This window comes from Streptomyces sp. NPDC001401, assembly GCF_042895385.1.
Classification (GTDB): Bacteria; Actinomycetota; Actinomycetes; order Streptomycetales; family Streptomycetaceae; genus Streptomyces.
The window spans coordinates 599,381-616,978 of the sequence record NZ_JBIAWI010000002.1; the positions used below are offsets into that span (position 1 = coordinate 599,381).

Here is a 17,598-nt window from a genome sequence, read left to right on the forward strand (position 1 = left end):
ACTCAGCTCTTCACCAGCAGACCGCGGCTGCGCAGCACCCAGCGCTCCAAGGGGCTGAAGATCAGCAGGTCGATGGCTATGCCGACGAACAGGATGAGCAGGATGGCCTCGAACACCATGGCCATGTCGCCGGCCGTGCGCCCGTTCTCCAGCAGCTGGCCGAGGCCCACGCCCAGGTCGGGGAACTGGGCGATGATCTCCGCGGCCATCAGCGAGCGCCACGAGAACGCCCAGCCCTGCTTCATGCCGGCCACATAGCCGGGCAGGGCGGCCGGCAGGGTGACGTGCCAGATGCCCTTCAGACCCGTCGCCCCCATCGTGCGGCCTGCGCGCAGGAACAGTGGCGGCACCTGGTCGACGCCGGACACCAGGCCGTTGGCGATGGACGGGACCGCGCCGAGCAGGATCACCGCGTACATCATCGAGTTGTTCAGACCCAGCCAGATCACGGCCGGAGGCACCCACGCCACCGACGGCAGCGACTGCAGGCCGGACAGGATCGGGCCGATGGCCGCGCGCACGAACTTCACCCGCGCCACCAGTAGACCCAGCGGGGTGCCGATGAGCAGCGCGAAGGCGAAGCCGAGCAGACCACGCGAGACGCTGGTCCAGATGTAACCGAGCAGATCGCCCTTCAGCCAGGCATCCTTGAACGCGCCACCCACGGCGCCCGGGGCGGGCAGCTTGGTCGGGTCGTCGACGATCGGGTAGAGGATGTACCAGACCACGATGACCACCGCGATCGCGATGATCGGCGGCAGGATCTTGTTGACGAAGGTCTGCCGGAGGGTCGGACGGCCGGTGGCCGTGGTCTCCAGTGCGTCCAGGCCCGCCTCGACGCTCCCGGAGTCCTGGACCGGTGTCGTCTCAGTGCTGGCCATGACGGCGGATCTCCCCACGCAGTACATCGGTGATCTCAAGGGACAGTTCGGCCACGGGGGCGTCCTCGATACGGCGTGGCTGCGGAATGTCGACCGCCCACTCGCGAGCGATCCGGCCCGGACGCGAGGACAGCAGGATCACCCGCTGGGCGAGCCGCACCGCCTCGCGCACGTTGTGGGTGACGAACAGGACGGAGAGCCCGGTCTCCTCCCAGATGCGGGTCAGCTCGTCGTGCAGCACGTCCCGGGTGATGGCGTCGAGCGCCGAGAACGGCTCGTCCATCAGCAGGAGGTTGCTCTCCTGGGCGAGCGCGCGGGCCAGCGCCGCGCGCTGGCGCATACCGCCGGACAGTTCGTGGACGCGCTTGCCGTACGCGCCCTTCAGCCGGACCAGCTCGAGCAGCTGCTCAGCCTTTTCGCGCCGCTCGGGCTTGGGAACTCCCCTGAGTTTCAGGGCGAGTTCGATGTTCTTGCCCGCGGTCAGCCACGGGAACAGGGCGTGCTCCTGGAACATCAGGGCTGGGCGCCCGTCCGTCGTGATGGAACCCGCGGTGGGCTGGTCGAGCCCCGCCACCAGGTTCAGCAGCGTGGACTTGCCGCAGCCCGAGGCCCCCAGGAGGGTGACGAACTCGCCCGGCGCGACATCGATGCTGATGTCGTCCAGGACGAGCTGCTGCCCGCCCGGTCCCGCGAAGGACTTCGAGACGTGCTCAAGGCGTGCCGCGTATTCGACCGACTCGTCGGCCTTGGCTAGCGTCGTGGTCGTGGCCATGGTCGTCACCTCCTGGGAACTCGTCGGGATCTACGTCAGCTGGCGCCGAGACCGGCGTCGTCGACCGTGCTCTCGCCCTCGGCCTTGAGGACCTTGTTGAGGATCGTGAGGTCGTAGATGCCCTTCAGGTTCGGCTTCTGAAGCAGGCCGGCCTTGACCGCGTGCTCCGCCTCGGTGTTGAGGGTGGCGGCCAACGGGTCGTTGGTGAACTGGATCGACTTCCAGGCCGGGTCCAGGACGTTCGCCTTGAGCGCCTTGCCGGAGTCGGCCTCCAACTGCTTGTTCGCCGCCGCCTTGGCCTCGGTCGGGTTGGCGTTGATCCACTTGTTGGCCTCGACGGAGGCCTTCAGCACGGCTTCGACGGCCTTCGGGTGGTCCTTGAGGAAGCCGGCCCGCACGATGATGTTCGTGATCACGAACTTCTTGTCCGGCCACAGCGACGCCTCGTCGAGCAGCACCTTGCCGCCCTCGGCGACCAGCTTGGACGCGGTCGGCTCCGGCACCCAGGCGCCGTCGATGGAACCGGACTTGTAGGCGTCCGGGGTGATCTTGTTGTCCGTACGGACGACCGTGACGTCACCCTTGCCGCTCTCCGCGTCGACCTTCCAGCCCTGGTCGGCGGCCCAGTTGAGGAACGCCACGTCCTGCGTGTTGCCGAGCTGCGGGGTGGCGATCTTCTTGCCCTTGACGTCCTTCAGGGACTTGATCTTCTTCGGGTTGACGACCAGCTTGACGCCGCCGGACGCCGAACCGCCGATGATCTTCAGGCTCTTGCCGTTGGACTTGACGTAGCCGTTGATCGACGGGGAGGGGCCGATCCACCCGATGTCGATGGAGCCCGAGTTGAGCGCCTCGATCTCGGACGGGCCCGCATTGAAGGTGGCGTAGTCGGCCTTGGTGGCGCCGAGCTCCTTCTGGAAGAGGCCCTGCTCACGGCCGACCAGTGCGGTCGCGTGGGTCAGGTTGCCGAAGTAGCCGATCTTGACGGAGCCGAGACCGTCGATCTTCGACGACCCCGCGGCGACCTTCTCCTTGGAGTTGTCGCTCGTGGACTTGGACCCGTAGCCGCAAGCGGCGAGCGTGAGGAGCGGAAGTGCGGCCACCACGGCGATGCCGCGGCGAAGGAGCGTTGAGCGGTTGACAGGCACGGGAGGTGTTCCTCTCGGAGGCCCGGCGGTCACGGTCTCTCAGGTCGTGGCCGGGAGGTCGGCAGGTTTTCGTCTACGGCGGTGGGGGGTGAGGGCGCGCAGGCAGTGCGCGTACGTCAACGCACACATCGCGCCACTCCGCCCTGCCCGCTGCCGAGGTCGCCGCTGCCGATGCGGCCGCCCTCCTTCGCGAACGTGGAGTAGTAGTCGGGGGAGTTCATGTCAGAAGTCCCACCCGTCGTCTTCGGACTCGTCCTTGACGGGCTCCGGGGACGCGAACGACTCGCCGACCATGCCCGCGGTGAGCGTGGTGCCGTCGCTGGGGTCGATCAGGATGAACGAGCCCGTACGCCGGGAGTCGGCGTAGGAGTCCACCGGCAGCGGCTCCGCAGTACGGATCTTCACGCGGCCGATGTCGTTGGCGACGAGCTGTCCCGGGTGCGGGTGCAGGGACAGGTCGTCGAGTGTGAGACGGGACGGGATGTCCTTGACGATCGCCTTGACCGTGCGGGTGCCGTGCTTGAGCAGCACCCGGTGGCCGACGGTGAGCGGCGCGTCGGCGACATGGCAGACGGTCGCCTCGATGTCCTGCGTGGTCGCCGGGGCGTCCTTGCTGGGCACGATCAGGTCGCCGCGCGAGATGTCGATGTCGTCCTCCAGGAGGATCGTCACCGACTGGGTGGTCCAGGCGACGTCGACCGGCTCGCCGAGCAGGTCGATGCCGGAGATACGGGAGGCACGGCCCGAGGGCAGCACGGTCACCGCCTCGCCGACCCGGAACGAACCGGCCGCGATCTGGCCCGCGTAACCCCGGTAGTCCGGGTGCTCGGCGGTCTGCGGCCGGATCACGTACTGCACGGGAAGGCGGGCGTGGCAGTGGCTCAGGTCGTGGGTGACCGGGACCGTCTCCAGGTGCTCCAGGAAGGTCGGGCCGCCGTACCAGTCCATGTTCGCGGAGGGGTCCACCACGTTGTCGCCGGCCAGCGCGGAGATCGGGATCGCGGTGATCTCCGGGACGCCCAGTTCGAGCGCGTACGCCGTGAACTCCTCGGCGATCGCGGCGAAGACGGACTCCTGGTAGTCGACCAGGTCCATCTTGTTGACCGCGAGGACCACGTGCGGGACCCGGAGCAGGGCCGCGATCGCCGCGTGGCGGCGGGTCTGCTCGACGACGCCGTTGCGCGCGTCGACCAGGATCACCGTCAGCTCGGCCGTGGAGGCACCCGTCACCATGTTGCGGGTGTACTGCACGTGCCCGGGCGTGTCGGCGAGGATGAACCGGCGCTTGGGCGTGGCGAAGTAGCGGTACGCCACGTCGATCGTGATGCCCTGCTCGCGCTCGGCGCGCAGACCGTCCGTGAGCAGCGCGAGGTCGGGCGCCTCCTGGCCGCGGTTGCGAGAGGCGTGCTCGACGGCCTCCAGCTGGTCGGTGAGGACCGACTTGGAGTCGTGCAGCAGCCGCCCGACGAGGGTGGACTTGCCGTCGTCGACGGAGCCGGCGGTGGCGAACCGCAGGAGGGTCGTGTCCGAGAGGACCTCGGTCGTGGTCGTGGTCATGCTTAGAAGTACCCCTCGCGCTTACGGTCTTCCATCGCGGCCTCGGACATCTTGTCGTCGGCGCGCGTCGCACCGCGCTCGGTCAGCCGGGAGGCGGCGATCTCGGCGATGACCTGCTCCAACGTCACAGCTTCCGAATCCACGGCGCCCGTGCAGGACATGTCACCGACGGTCCGGTACCGGATGAGCCGCTTCTCGACGGTCTCCGTGTCCTTCGGCCCGCCCCACTCGCCGGCGGTCAGCCACATCCCGGCCCGCCGGAACACCTCACGCTCGTGCGCGAAGTAGATCTCCGGCAGTTCGATGCCCTCGCGGGCGATGTACTGCCAGACATCCAGCTCGGTCCAGTTGGACAGCGGGAAGACGCGGACGTGCTCGCCGGGCGCGTGCCGCCCGTTGTACAGGTTCCACAGCTCGGGCCGCTGCCTGCGCGGGTCCCACTGCGAGAACTCGTCCCGCAGGGAGAACACCCGCTCCTTGGCCCGTGCCTTCTCCTCGTCCCGGCGTCCGCCGCCGAAGACCGCGTCGAACTTCTCCGCCTGGATCTTCTCCGTCAGCGGCAGCGTCTGCAGCGGGTTGCGGGTCCCGTCCGGACGCTCCTTCAGCACACCGCGGTCGATGTAGTCCTGTACGGAGGCCACATGGAGGCGCAGCCCGTGCCGGTCCACCGTCCGGTCGCGGTACTCCAGGACCTCGGGGAAGTTGTGCCCGGTGTCCACGTGCAGCAGCGAGAAGGGGACGGCCGCCGGCGCGAAGGCCTTCAGCGCCAGGTGCAGCATGACGATGGAGTCCTTGCCGCCGGAGAAAAGGATCACCGGCCGCTCGAACTCGCCCGCCACCTCGCGGAAGATGTGCACCGCCTCGGACTCGAGGGCATCCAGGTGGGAGAGGGCGTACGGGCTGTCCGTCCCCTCTTCGGCCTCGGCGACGGTCGTCGTCATGCCAGTCCCCTCTCGGTGAGCAGCGCGTGGACCGCGGCCGCGGACTCCTGGACGGTCTGGTGCTGCGACTCGATGCGCAGGTCGGGCGTCTCGGGCTCCTCGTAGGGGTCGTCGACCCCGGTGAGCCCGGACAGCTCGCCCGCCGCCTGCTTGGCGTACAGACCCTTCACATCACGTACGGAGCAGACCTCGACCGGAGTGGCCACGTGCACCTCGATGTACGCCGCCCCGCCCTCCTGGTGGCGCTTGCGCACCGCCTCGCGGCTGTCCGCGTAGGGCGCGATCACCGGGACGAGCGTCTTGACGCCGTTGCGGGCGAGCAGTTCGGCGAGGAAGCCGATGCGCTGCACGTTGGTGTGCCGGTCCTCGCGGCTGAAGCCGAGGCCCGCCGAGATGAACTCGCGGATCTCGTCGCCGTCGAGCACCTCGACGAGGTGGCCGTCCTCGCGCAGCCGGCCGGCCAGCTCGTACGCGATGGTGGTCTTGCCGGCGCTCGGCAGACCCGTGAGCCAGACGGTGGCTCCGGTCGTCACGTTCGTCTCCTGAATCGTCGTCGTCATCCGTGCAGCCCGCACTCGGTCTTGGCGCTTCCGGCCCAGCGGCCGGCGCGTGCGTCCTCGCCCTCCAGGACGCGGCGGGTGCAGGGGGCGCAGCCGACGGACGCGTAGCCGTCCATCAGCAGCGGGTTGGTCAGTACGCCGTGTTCGGCGACGTAGGCGTCCACGTCGTCCTGGGTCCAGCGGGCGATCGGGGAGATCTTGACCTTCTGGCGCTTCTCGTCCCAGCCGACGACCGGGGTGTTCGCCCGGGTCGGGGACTCGTCGCGGCGCAGACCGGTCGCCCAGGCCACGTAGCTCTTCAGGCCCTGCTCGAGCGGCTGGACCTTGCGCAGCTTGCAGCACAGGTCGGGGTCGCGGTCGTGCAGCTTGGGGCCGTACTCCGCGTCCTGCTCGGCGACCGTCTGACGCGGGGTCAGCGTGATGACATTGACGTCCATCACAGCCTCCACCGCGTCACGGGTGCCGATGGTCTCCGGGAAGTGGTAACCGGTGTCGAGGAACACGACGTCCACGCCGGGCATGGCGCGGGAGGCGAGGTGGGCGACCACCGCGTCCTCCATCGAGGACGTCACGCAGAACCGCTTTCCGAAGGTTTCCGCCGCCCACTGGAGGATCTCCAGCGCGGAAGCGTTCTCAAGGTCCTTCCCCGCCTGCTCGGCGAGCGCCTTGAGATCCTCGGTCGTACGTTCTTCCTTCACCGCGGTCATATCTCGTCTCCCCCTGCTTCGGAGTGCTGAAGACCCCGGGCGAGCAGCCCGAGGAACTTCAACTGGAAGGCCCGGTTGCACGCCGCGCATTCCCATGCGCCGTGGCCCTGCTCGCTCGGACGGAGGTCCTCGTCGCCGCAGTAGGGGCAGTAGAAAGGGGCGGCCCGCTCGCTCATGAGAGGGCCTCCTCGGACGCACGGGAGGCCCAGGCGGCGAAGCGCTCGCCGTCCTCGCGCTCGTCCTGGAACCGCTTGAGGACGCGCTCGACGTAGTCGGGCAGTTCCTCGGAGGTGACCTTCAGGCCACGCACCTTGCGGCCGAACCCGGCCTCCAGGCCGAGCGCGCCGCCGAGGTGCACCTGGAAGCCCTCGACCTGCTCGCCCTGGTCGTTGAGGACCAGCTGCCCCTTGAGACCGATGTCCGCCACCTGGATACGGGCGCAGGCGTTCGGGCAGCCGTTGACGTTGATGGTGATCGGCTCGTCGAACTCCGGGATCCGGCGCTCCAGTTCGTCGATCAGCTGGGAGCCGCGCGCCTTGGTCTCGACGATGGCGAGCTTGCAGTACTCGATGCCGGTGCAGGCCATGGTGCCGCGCCGGAAGGGGGACGGCTTGGCGGTGAGGTCGAGCGCCTCCAGGGCCTCGACCAGCGGCTCGACCTGCGCCTCCTCGACGTCGAGGACGATCATCTTCTGCTCGACGGTCGTACGCACCCGGCCCGAGCCGTGGGCCTCCGCGACCTCGGCGATCTTCGTGAGCGTGGCGCCGTCGACGCGGCCGACGCGCGGGGCGAAGCCGACGTAGAACCGGCCGTCCTTCTGCCGGTGCACACCGACGTGGTCGCGCCAGCGGCCCGAGGGCTCGGCGGGCGCGGGTCCGTCGACGAGCTTGCGCTCGAGGTAGTCGTCCTCCAGGACCTGGCGGAACTTCTCCGCGCCCCAGTCGGCGACCAGGAACTTCAGCCGGGCGCGGGTGCGCAGGCGGCGGTAGCCCCAGTCGCGGAAGATGCCGATCACACCGGCCCACACCTCCGGGACCTCGTCCAGCGGCACCCAGGCGCCGAGCCGGACGCCGAGCTTCGGGTTGGTGGACAGTCCGCCGCCGACCCACAGGTCGAAGCCGGGGCCGTGCTCGGGGTGCTCGACACCGACGAACGCGATGTCGTTGATCTCGTGGACGACGTCCAGGAGCGGGGAGCCGGAGATCGCCGTCTTGAACTTGCGGGGCAGGTTGGAGAATTCCTTGCTGCCGATGTACCGCTCGTGGATCACGTCGATGGCGGACGTGCCGTCGATGATCTCGTCCTCGGCGATTCCCGCGACCGGCGAGCCGATGACGACGCGCGGCACGTCGCCGCAGGCCTCGGTGGTGGACAGCCCGACCGCCTCCAGGCGGTTCCAGATCTCCGGCACGTCCTCGATGCGGATCCAGTGCAGCTGGATGTTCTGCCGGTCGGTGACGTCCGCGCTGCCGCGCGCGAACTCCTGCGAGATCTCGCCGATCACACGCAACTGCTGGGTGGTGAGGCGTCCGCCGTCGATCCGCACCCGCAGCATGAAGTACTTGTCGTCCAGCTCCTCCGGCTCCAGGATCGCGGTCTTGCCGCCGTCGATCCCGGGCTTGCGCTGGGTGTACAGGCCCCACCAGCGCATACGTCCGCGCAGGTCGTTGGGGTCGATCGAGTCGAAGCCCCGCTTGGAGTAGATCGTCTCAATGCGTGTCCGCACATTGAGACCGTCGTCGTCCTTCTTGAACTGCTCGTTGCCGTTCAGCGGGGTGTGGTGCCCCGCGGCCCACTGGCCTTCACCGCGGTGACGGCTCACCTTGCGGCGGGGAGTCGAAGCGGCAGGCTTCTGCGGGGTGGCGGCCATGGTTCTACGTCCTTCGGGACAGGCGGGAAATCGGCTCTGACCTGCGCGTACGGGCGCATGGGTGTACGTGCGCGACTTTGCGCAGGATGAGACAGAGAGTCAGGAGATGTCGGGCGGGCTGCGGTTCGTCAGCGCGCCGGACAGATGGCGCTGGACATGCGGCCGAGGTCGACGTGCCGCCGACTCACCAAGGCAATTCCAGTTCCAGACATGACGGAAGCGTGTCATGGCAATCTGGACACAGTCCAGCTTCGTCCATGATGCGGACACCCTTGTCCCGGAATGTGGGACAAGGGTGTCGTCGATCACATCGGCTGCCGCCGGTCTTGTCCGTGCAGGTCAGGCGCGGTATGCCCCGGGCCACGGGCCCGGCTCCGGGACCTCGGCCTCCTCCTCGACCTTGGTGTCGAAGAGCTTGAACCCCCGGCGCAGATAGTTGTCCATGGCGTGCTCCCCGTCCAGGCTGCATGTATGCAGCCAGACCCGCTTCGTCTGCGCCAGTCCCGGCCGGCGCTCGGCGAGGTCCCAGGCGCGGGCGGCGCCGTACGACAGCAGGTGTCCGCCGATCCGGCGTCCCCGGAACGCGGGGATCAGCCCGAAGTAGGTGATCTCCACGACCCCGTCGTCCTGCGGGTCCAGCTCCACGTATCCCGCGGGCGTGCCCCGGTCGTACGCCACCCATGTCTCCACACCCGGCCGGTCCAGGTACTGCTGCCACTGCGCATATGTCCAGCCCAGCCGGTCGATCCAGCGGATGTCGCCGCCGACGGACGCGTACAGGAAGCGGCTGAACTCGGGCGAGGGGACCTCGGAGCGGACGATCCGTACGTCTCCCTCCGGCGCGGCGGCCGGAAGCAGGTCGGTCGGGGCGGTCTGCTCCAGGGACCAGGTGGTCACGGGAATGTTGGTCATGCCCGTCAGGGAATCATCCGGCCGGTGGCCGCGTCGATCGGCGGCCGGCCTCGGCGGCCGGCCCGGGGACCTCTCGATCTAGCCCAGGGACCTGTCGATCGAACTCATCGGCAGTGCGTACAGCATCCGCCCGGACTGGGACCAGACCTCACCGGTCTCCTCCCAGTAGGAGAGGGAGCCGGCCTGTCCGGTCCAGCAGCGGTTCGTCTCGTCCGAGCCGCACTGGGTGGCCTTCGCGTCGCGCGCGTTCTGCCGCCACAGCGTGCCGCGGCCGTCCGGGCTGTTCGTCGCCCGGGCCAGGTACCACTGTGAGCCGTACGACAGGACACCGCCGACGCCGGTCGTCTTCGTCTCGTACGCCTCGGTCGCGACCGCGCGTCCCGCGGGGTCGGTGGCCAGCAGGCCGGCGCGGGCCGGGTCGCTGCTGAACGCGTAGCGCCACAGCCGGGTGTGCCGTCCGCTGTCCGAGGGCACCCACTCGCTCGCCACCAGGCTGTCGGGCGCCGTGCTGCGGTCGAGGGAGATCGCCGCCGGGCGTGGGCTCCCGCCGGTGAGGCGGTACGAGGCGACGGCCGGCAGGACGTACCGCGCGCCGTACGCCGCCCAGCCGCCGCGCACCCTGCCGACCGTGCCGCTGTCGACGGTGGCCCGCTGGATGCGGTGCATGTCGTACACGTACAGGCCGTCGGCGGCGGTGACCAGGAGCTTGCCCTGGTACCAGACCATGCCGGAGACGGGGGAGGTGAGCCCGCGGTAGTCGCGGCCGCCGTCGACCGGGACGGCGAGCGCCGCCCAGGCGTAGATGAGGCGGTCGGGGTCGCTTGCGTCGACGAAGGCGACCCGGGCGAGGCCCGGCTTCGCCGACGGTCCGGTCCGGTGGGTCCAGCCGGAGAGGATCACGCGGTGCTCGCCCCAGTGGCCGTCGTCGTCCGCGTCCCCGGAGGTGGTGACCGCGCCGGCCCGCCAGCCGCGGGTGTCGGCGGCGTCCCAGCAGTACGCGCGCGTGGCCGCGGGCGCCACGGGCAGCGCCGTGCGCTCGGCGGTCGTGCAGTCGGCCGCGGTGCGCAGGGAGTGGTCGGCGTCGTCGAGGACGGTGCTCACGCCGACGGGCCTGCCCATCGCGGCGGCGAGCCGGTCGAGCGTGCTCTGCGGCACCAGGCGCTCCTGGAGCCGCAGCCCGGCCGCCCGGTCGGACGCGGCGAGCGCCTTCAGGGCCCCCGGCTTGTCGCCGACCGTGGCCTGCGAGGCGCTGATCATGGTGGCGGCGGCGGTGAGTGCGAGGGCGGTCCCGGCGAGGAAGGCGCGCAGCGCACGGCCCCGCTTCTGCCTGCGGTGTCGGCCACGTTGCTTCATACGTCCTCCCGAGGCGGGCCAACTGCGGCCATTGGTCCGTGTGTTGACCAAAGGAGCAGGTGGGGTGGCCCGTAGAGGGATGCTACGGCAGTCCGGCGCCGCCGGGGACGAAGACCCTGCAAATATGCGGAAGATACGGCCGTGGGGTCACTCAGGGGTATGTGTCGGACACGTACCGGATATGAACCGGACATGAACCGGATACGTAACGACGCGCTCAGGGCATGTCCACCGGCTGCCGTACGTTGATCACCGCCGGTGCCGTCGACTGCGGCAGCAGTTCGTGCGGGTCGGCCGGGAGGAGCAGCTCCACCTCCGCGTCCTCCGAGAAGCGGTACGGCCGGTGCTCCAGCAACCCCCCGAGATAGCGCCGTACTCGGGACATCTCGGCGCGCACCGTCACCGTACGGGCCGCGTCGCCGAACATGTCCTCGGCCAGGCCCGCCGCGCTGCGGCCGTTGCGGTGCAGGGCGAGCAGATAGAGCAACTCGGCGTGCCGGGGGCTCAGTTCGTGGCTCCAGGAGCCCGCGGACCCGGACACCGTGACCGACCAGCGGCGCGGCTGCGTCAGGTCCAGCGCGATGCGCGTGGCAGCGCGCGGCACCGGCTCGTCCGTCGCCCGGATCAGCCAGCCCTCGGCCAGCGGCTCCACCGAGCACAGGCCGAGCGGCGGCAGCCACCGGCGGCCCGCCGACAGGGACTTGGGCAGGGCGATCCGGCTGGTGTACGGGATCCCGGTCACCGCCGCGGTCCAGCCGTCCCGGTCCACTGCCAGGGCCCGACCGCCCACCCGGGCCAGCACCGGCGCGGCCACCGCGCGCAGCCGCTCCAGCGAGGTCAGGTGCAGCTCGCGCAGCCGGGCCTCGGCGAGCTTGGCCACCGAGTCGACCCAGGCGAGCGTGGCCGGATGCATCGTCTCCAGCGGCCCGCTGACGTCCACGACACCGATCAGCCGGCCGTCGCGCGGGTCCGTGATGGGCGCGCCGGTACAGGTCCAGGAGGTCTGCGAGCGCACGAAGTGCTCGGAGGCGAAGACCTGCACGGGCCGGCGCACCACCGCCGGGGTGCCGATGCCGTTGGTCCCGACGACGTCCTCCCGCCAGTCGGCGCCGAGTTCGAATCCGAGCCCGTCCGCCTTGCGCAGCACGGCCGGGCTGCCCTCGCGCCACAGCACCCGGCTGTCCTGGTCGGCGACCACCATGATGTGGTGGGCGACGTCCGCGACCGACAGCAGCCCCTCCCGCAGCACCGGCAGGACGTGCCGCAGCGTCGTGCTCTCCCGGCGCCGCCGCACCTCGTCGGCGGGCAGCAGCCCGGACCGGTGGTCGCGTTCCGGGTCGATGCCGCTGCGCAGCATGCGCCCCCAGGACTGCTCGATCACCGGGCGCGGCGCGACGGGGGTGCGCTGCCCGGAGAGCCTGGCGGCGCGGACCTCGCTGAGTACCCGCGCCGCGCGCGCCGTGTCGACCACGGCGAGCTGCGTCACGTCCGTCGGCGGATGCACCTCGGGGCCTCCCGGAAGAAGGGCTCGGGACAACCGCTTTCCCGTCGCGTTTCGGCCACGGAGCCGGAGTCGTCCGCACTGTCCGTCTCATAGTGCCGTTCGTTCCTGACGGACGGGCGCAGTCCAGCCACAGACAGCAGCAAGTTGCAACCCCTTGCAACCCTGGTGAACGGCTCCAAATTGTTTGAATATTGAGCAACGCCGTCCCGAGCGGCGTTCGTGGCCTCGAACGGGCCCGTTGAGCGGGGGTGGTGCCGTGTCGGCGCAGCACCACCCCCGTCATGCATGAGCGCAGTTCAGAGCAGAGGCCGGGCCCGCTCCACCACCGACGCCAGATCGAGGGTGTGGGGCAGCGTCCCGAAGGCCGCGCCCCCGTCGCCGCCCAGCCGCGAGGCGCAGAACGCGTCGGCCACCTCCGGCGGCGCGAACCGGACCAGCAGCGAACCCTGGAGCACCAGGGCGAGCCGCTCCGTCAGCCGCCGGGCCCGCCCCTCGATTCCGTCCAGATCGGCCAGTTCGGTCAGCAGGTTCTTGATCGCGCCGTCGAGGCGGTGGTCGGCGCCGCGGGCCTTGCCGACCTCCTGGAGGTAGGCGTTCAGGGCCTGCGGCTCGCGCTGCAGTGCGCGCAGCACATCCAGCGCCTGCACGTTCCCGGCGCCCTCCCAGATCGAGTTGAGCGGCGACTCGCGCACCAGCCGGGGCAGCCCCGACTCCTCGACATACCCGTTGCCGCCCAGGCACTCGGCGGCCTCGACCGTGACCGGCGTACACCGCTTGGTCACCCAGTACTTGGCCGTCGGTACGGCGATCCGCAGCAGCGCCCGCTCCTGCTCGCCGCCGTCGTCGTAGGCGGCGGCGAGGCGCAGCGCGAGGGTGGTCGCCGCCTCGGACTCCAGCGCCAGGTCGGCCAGGACGTTGCGCATCAGCGGCTGGTCGACCAGCTTCGCGCCGAACGCCTCCCGGTAGGTGCAGTGGTGCACGGCCTGCGCGACCGCCTGCCGCATCAGGCCCGCGGAGCCCAGCACACAGTCCAGCCGGGTCGCCGCCACCATGTCGATGATGGTCCGCACCCCGCGCCCCTCCTCGCCGACCCGGCGGGCCCAGGTGCCGTCGAACTCGACCTCGCCGGAGGCGTTGGAGCGGTTGCCGAGCTTGTCCTTGAGCCGCTGGATGAGGAAGACGTTGCGGGAGCCGTCCTCCAGGACGCGCGGCACGAGGAAGCAGGTGAGCCCGCCCGGAGCCTGCGCGAGCACCAGAAACCCGTCGGACATCGGAGCCGAGCAGAACCACTTGTGCCCGGTGAGCTCGTACGTCCCCGCTTCGGCGAGGGGCCGCGCGGCCGTCGTATTGGCGCGTACGTCGCTGCCGCCCTGCTTCTCGGTCATGCCCATCCCGAACAGGGCCCCGGCCTTGAGGCGGGCCGGCCGCAGCCCGCGGTCGTAGACCAGGGAGGTGAGCCGCGGCTCCCACTCGGCGGCGAGGGCCGGGTCGGTGCGGAGTGCGGGGACGGCCGCATGGGTCATCGACAGGGGGCACAGGTTCCCGGCCTCGACCTGCGTCCACACCAGGAACGCGGCGGCTCTGCGGACATGGCCGCCGGGCCGGACCCAGGCAGCGGTCAGCCCCGCCGCGACGCCCTTGCCGAGCAGGCGGTGCCAGGCGGGGTGGAAGTCGACCTCGTCGACACGGTGGCCGTGGCGGTCGTGCGTGCGCAGCCGGGGCGGGTTCTCGTTGGCCTGGACCGCCCACTCCTGCAGCTGTGCCGAACCGGAGGCCCGGCCGAGCGCGGTCAGGTCGCCGTGGGCCTCGTCGAGCAGCTCGGGGTCCAGGTGCCGCTCGACGGCCGCGGTCAGGGCGCGGTCGGAGGTGAAGACGTCGTAGCCGTCCAGGGGCGGGGGCTGGTTGGTCACGGTGTGCGTGGTGCCTGCCATGCGGCGAAAGTACCTCGGGGCGGGGCGGGGGTCACGCACGGTCCTCGGCCGCGGGGCGGCCCGCGGCGGAGCCGCTGATGGATGCAGCGCCCCCGCCGCCCCTACCCGTCCCGTACCAGGGGCTCCGCCCCTTCGGCCCCGCCAGGGGGCCCTGCCCCCCGGACCCCCGGATCGGCCTGAACGGCCTCGTCCTCAAACGCCGGACGGGCTGGAAGACGCTCGCCGGCGGCTAGAAGGTGCGCCCCCCATCGGGTGGGTGGGGGACTGGGATGGCGGCAGCGGGCTCGAGCGCTGAATCCAGCCCCTCCGGCGTTTGAGGAGCGGGGGTCCGGGGGCCGGCCCCCGGAAGCGGGGTGCAGGGGACGCAGTCCCCGCCGGGGGCGCTGGAGACGTCAGGCCAGCCGGGCCATCGCAGGCTCCGGTTCGGCCACGTCCGCCGGCCAGCCCTCCCGGTACACGGTGTCCAGATACCGTTCTCCGAGGTCCGGGGCGATGGCCACCGAGGTGAGGCCCTGGTGGCCGTGTTCGGCGAGCCACTGGCCGGCGCCGCTGATCACGGTCCCTGTGGAGCCGCCGAACATGAAGCCGCGGGCGGCCAGGCGGCGGCAGGCGAGGACGGCGTCGCTCTCCTCGACGCGGACCAGGTGGTCCACGTACGACTCGTCGAGCAGCGCCGGCGGCACGCTCGTCCCGAGCCCCGGGATCATGCGGCGCCCCGGCGTCCCGCCGAAGCTCACCGAGCCGACGCTGTCGACGGCCACGATGCGCACCCGGCGCCGCCACTGCCAGAACCAGCGGGCGCAGCCCATCAGGGTCCCGGTCGTGCCGGCCCCGACGAACAGGACGTCCAGGTGCGGGAAGCGGCGGGCGATGGCGGGGGCCGTGGTGCGGTAGTGCGCCTTCCAGTTGCCCTGGTTGGTGTACTGGTTGAGCCATATGTACCGCTCGTCGGACGCGCACAGTGCGCTGACGTACGCCATCCGCGCGCCCAGGAAACCGCCGTGCGCGGCCGGTTCCTCGATGACGTGCACCTGGCTGCCGAGGGACTCCATCAGCCGGATCGTCGGCTGGTTGCACCGCGCGTCGGTCACGCATAGGAATCCGTAGCCCCGGCTCGCCGCGATCACGCTCAGCGCCACGCCCAGGTTCCCGGACGACGACTCGACCAGGACCGAGCCCGGCCGCAGCAGACCGTCGCGTTCGGCGGCGTTCACCATCTCGGTCGCCGCCTTGAGCTTGATCGAGCCGGCGAAGTTGAAGCCCTCGCACTTCAGGTACAGCGGCAGCCCCAGCGCGGCCCGAAGGTCGACGTAGAGCTCCTCCTCGTTGAATTGAACGGGATCAGAAATGACGGGCATGCTGCCCCCTCCTCATGCGCCACGATGACCGGCAGGTCAGCCGTGCCGGCGCAGCTCGTGGAAGAACCCGTCCACGACGTGCAGCCCGCCCCTACGGGCCACTTCGTCGTGGACGAACTTGCCGACCGCGAGGTCGAGCACCCCCAGTCCGAACGGGGAGAACACCACCGTCCGGTCCTCCGGGACGGTCGCCCGCCCGGTCAGTACGTCGTTCAGCGTGCCGTCGAGGAACTCCCGGCTCCCCGTCAGCTGTTCGGCCAGGTGCGGCGACGTTTCCGCCTTGAGGCAGTGCTCGACGTCGTCGACGTAGTTGGCCGACGCGAGCAGGATCCTCGGGTCCAGGTCGCGCAGCGACACGTGCAGCACCAGCGGGTGGTGGGAGAACCACGACGGGTCGTGGACGTGCGGTGCGGACGCCACCGTGGCGAACACCAGCAGGTCGGAGGAACGGATCAGGGTTTCGGGCTCGTCGTGCACTGTGACGTGCCCCTTCGCGCCCGAGCGCTCCAGGTAGCCGCGGAATCCCGCCGCGCTGTCGGGGGAGAGGTCGTACACGCCCGTCTCCTCGAACTCCCAGCCGGTGGCGGTCAGATGGGTGTGGATGTGGCGGGCGATGAGACCCGTGCCGATGAAGCCGACCCGCGTCGGGCGCTCGCGGGTCCTGCTGAGCCGGTCGGCGGCCAGCGCCGCCGAGGACGCCGTGCGCGTCGCGCTGATCACCGAGCTCTCCAGGCATGCGAACGGGTAGCCCGTGTCCGGGTCGTTGAGGATCAGTACGGCGGAGGCGCGCGGCAGGCCGGATTTCGTGTTCTGAGGGAAGCTGGAGATCCACTTCAGGCCGTCCACCCGCAGCGGCCCGCCGAGCGAGGCGGGCAGCGCGATGATCCGGGACGTCGGGCGGTCCGGGAAGCGCAGGAAGAACGACGGCGGGTTCACCGCGTCGCCCGCCCCGTGCAGCCGGTACACGGCCTCGACGAGTCCGGCGACCTCCGGCTCCCGGCCGTGCAGCACCGACTGCACCTGCTCGCCGGATATCACCGCGAACGGCGGTGCGGCCGGTCCGCTTCGAGCGGCACTCTCCGTGGTGGTCATGCGATCCTCACCTCGATGGTCGGCGCGCAGTCCGTCAGCCGCACCGAGTCGCCCAGTGCGGCCAGCACCTCGCGCGGCCCGTCGAAGGGCTCCCTGCTGTGCGCGGTGCGGATGTTGTCGACGAGCAGCAGATCACCGGAGTGCCACGGCTCGCGCAGGGTGTGGGCCTCGTAGACCTCGTTGACGGTCCGGACGATGTCCTCGTCGAGCGGATCGCCGTTGCCGAAACGGGTGTTGAAGGGCAGGCCGTCGGCGCCGTAGTAATCGACCAGGTACTCGCGCACCTCGGGGTCCATCGTCCACTCGTTGAGGAAGGCGATCTGGTTGAACCAGCAGCGCCGACCGCTCACCGGGTGGTGCACGACGGCGCTGCGGTGCTGCCGGGTGTGCAGCGAGCCGTCGTCCTGCCAGGCGAACTCGATGGCGTTCGTACGGCAGTAGCGCTCGACGGTGGCCCGGTCGTCGGTGCCGAACGCCTCGGCGACCGACGCCCCGATCTCGTCGTTGTACGTCCGGGTCAGCAGCCAGCCCTCCCGCTCGAACCGCTCGACCAGCTCGGCGGGCAGCGCCCGAAGCACGCTCGGCCCGTCGGCGACCGCGGTCGCGCCGCCCGTCTCCGGTGCCACCAGGCAGGCGAAGAGCAGCAGGCCGGGGAACTCGAGGGCGTAGCTCAGCTCGTGGTGCATGCACATCTGCTGGTTGGGCGGCCACTTGGAGGAGGAGTACACGCCGTCGGCGTAGGAGCGGCGGGGCGCGAAGGGCTCCCGGTCGGCCATCAGGCGGCCGCTGGAGAGGTGCCGGAACACATCCTCCGTGGCCGTGGGTTCGGTCAGGCCCAGTCCGCGGACCAGGAGGCTGCCGTGCTCGGCGACCGCGGCACGCAGCGCGCCGCGGTGCTCGGCGGCCCAACTTGCCGGATCGCCGACGGACTTGGCGTGCAGGAGCGGTGGACGGCCCGGGGTCTGTTCGAGGTCCGGCAGGAAGGCCGGGGACGAGTGCGTCATTGCACAGG

The 17,598-nt window shown here is 70.7% G+C and carries 18 protein-coding genes; 1 reads left to right on the top strand and 17 read right to left on the bottom strand.

Annotated features, from left to right (window positions below):
* Positions 1-2: 2 nt before the first annotated feature.
* From ACFY10_RS10295 to ACFY10_RS10360, 14 genes are all read right to left on the bottom strand, one after another.
* A complete protein-coding gene (locus ACFY10_RS10295) occupies positions 3-881 on the bottom strand; it encodes an ABC transporter permease (RefSeq protein ID WP_390664618.1) in 879 nt (292 codons plus the stop codon).
* Positions 868-1,653 carry an ABC transporter ATP-binding protein gene (locus ACFY10_RS10300; RefSeq protein ID WP_390664619.1) on the bottom strand — a complete coding sequence of 262 codons (786 nt, stop codon included), beginning with the start codon at positions 1,651-1,653 and terminating at the stop codon, positions 868-870. The genes ACFY10_RS10295 and ACFY10_RS10300 overlap by 14 nt, the downstream gene beginning before the upstream one ends.
* A 35-nt stretch (positions 1,654-1,688) precedes the next feature.
* Positions 1,689-2,801 carry an aliphatic sulfonate ABC transporter substrate-binding protein gene (locus ACFY10_RS10305; protein ID WP_390664620.1) on the bottom strand — a complete coding sequence of 371 codons (1,113 nt, stop codon included), beginning with the start codon at positions 2,799-2,801 and terminating at the stop codon, positions 1,689-1,691.
* 222 nt (positions 2,802-3,023) lie between these two features.
* The gene (locus ACFY10_RS10310; protein WP_390664621.1) at positions 3,024-4,358 is read right to left on the bottom strand and encodes a sulfate adenylyltransferase subunit 1; all 1,335 of its coding nucleotides are present in this window, start codon (positions 4,356-4,358) and stop codon (positions 3,024-3,026) included.
* Between the two features lie 2 nt (positions 4,359-4,360).
* Entirely contained in the window at positions 4,361-5,299 is a 939-nt protein-coding gene (gene cysD, locus ACFY10_RS10315) for a sulfate adenylyltransferase subunit CysD (protein WP_390664622.1), read from the bottom strand.
* On the bottom strand, positions 5,296-5,832 hold the full coding sequence (cysC, locus tag ACFY10_RS10320; RefSeq protein ID WP_390664928.1) for an adenylyl-sulfate kinase: 537 nt from the start codon (positions 5,830-5,832) through the stop codon (positions 5,296-5,298). The genes cysD and cysC overlap by 4 nt, the downstream gene beginning before the upstream one ends.
* Positions 5,833-5,855: 23 nt before the next feature.
* Positions 5,856-6,566 carry a phosphoadenylyl-sulfate reductase gene (locus ACFY10_RS10325; protein ID WP_390664623.1) on the bottom strand — a complete coding sequence of 237 codons (711 nt, stop codon included), beginning with the start codon at positions 6,564-6,566 and terminating at the stop codon, positions 5,856-5,858.
* Complete coding sequence (locus ACFY10_RS10330; RefSeq protein ID WP_030940226.1) at positions 6,563-6,742, bottom strand: hypothetical protein; 180 nt, start codon at positions 6,740-6,742, stop codon at positions 6,563-6,565. Before ACFY10_RS10330 ends, ACFY10_RS10325 begins: the two co-directional genes overlap by 4 nt.
* A complete protein-coding gene (locus tag ACFY10_RS10335; protein WP_390664624.1) occupies positions 6,739-8,436 on the bottom strand; it encodes a nitrite/sulfite reductase in 1,698 nt (565 codons plus the stop codon). The genes ACFY10_RS10330 and ACFY10_RS10335 overlap by 4 nt, the downstream gene beginning before the upstream one ends.
* A 128-nt stretch (positions 8,437-8,564) precedes the next feature.
* Positions 8,565-8,648, bottom strand: a complete 84-nt coding sequence (locus ACFY10_RS10340; protein WP_310591794.1) for a putative leader peptide — start codon at positions 8,646-8,648, stop codon at positions 8,565-8,567.
* Between the two features lie 127 nt (positions 8,649-8,775).
* Positions 8,776-9,348, bottom strand: coding sequence for a GNAT family N-acetyltransferase (locus tag ACFY10_RS10345; protein ID WP_390664625.1), 573 nt, complete (start codon positions 9,346-9,348; stop codon positions 8,776-8,778).
* A 78-nt stretch (positions 9,349-9,426) separates the two neighbouring features.
* The gene (locus ACFY10_RS10350) at positions 9,427-10,701 is read right to left on the bottom strand and encodes a hypothetical protein (RefSeq protein WP_390664626.1); all 1,275 of its coding nucleotides are present in this window, start codon (positions 10,699-10,701) and stop codon (positions 9,427-9,429) included.
* 217 nt (positions 10,702-10,918) lie between these two features.
* Complete coding sequence (locus ACFY10_RS10355) at positions 10,919-12,205, bottom strand: GAF domain-containing protein (protein ID WP_390664627.1); 1,287 nt, start codon at positions 12,203-12,205, stop codon at positions 10,919-10,921.
* A gap of 296 nt (positions 12,206-12,501) precedes the next feature.
* The gene (locus ACFY10_RS10360; RefSeq protein WP_390664628.1) at positions 12,502-14,136 is read right to left on the bottom strand and encodes an acyl-CoA dehydrogenase family protein; all 1,635 of its coding nucleotides are present in this window, start codon (positions 14,134-14,136) and stop codon (positions 12,502-12,504) included.
* A gap of 77 nt (positions 14,137-14,213) precedes the next feature.
* Between ACFY10_RS10360 and ACFY10_RS10365 the strand changes: the two genes are divergently transcribed.
* Positions 14,214-14,369 (top strand): hypothetical protein, encoded by a 156-nt coding sequence (locus ACFY10_RS10365; RefSeq protein WP_390664629.1) that lies wholly within the window; start codon positions 14,214-14,216, stop codon positions 14,367-14,369.
* Between the two features lie 159 nt (positions 14,370-14,528).
* Here ACFY10_RS10365 and sbnA read toward each other — a convergent pair whose 3' ends face one another.
* The 3 genes from sbnA to ACFY10_RS10380 are packed head-to-tail and all read right to left on the bottom strand — an operon-like array spanning position 14,529 to position 17,590.
* Positions 14,529-15,494: a 2,3-diaminopropionate biosynthesis protein SbnA gene (gene sbnA, locus ACFY10_RS10370; protein ID WP_390664630.1), complete on the bottom strand. Its 966-nt coding sequence runs from the start codon at positions 15,492-15,494 to the stop codon at positions 14,529-14,531.
* Between the two features lie 36 nt (positions 15,495-15,530).
* Positions 15,531-16,586, bottom strand: coding sequence for a 2,3-diaminopropionate biosynthesis protein SbnB (sbnB, locus tag ACFY10_RS10375; RefSeq protein ID WP_390664631.1), 1,056 nt, complete (start codon positions 16,584-16,586; stop codon positions 15,531-15,533).
* Positions 16,583-17,590, bottom strand: coding sequence for a TauD/TfdA family dioxygenase (locus ACFY10_RS10380; RefSeq protein WP_390664632.1), 1,008 nt, complete (start codon positions 17,588-17,590; stop codon positions 16,583-16,585). The genes sbnB and ACFY10_RS10380 overlap by 4 nt, the downstream gene beginning before the upstream one ends.
* Positions 17,591-17,598: the final 8 nt, after the last annotated feature.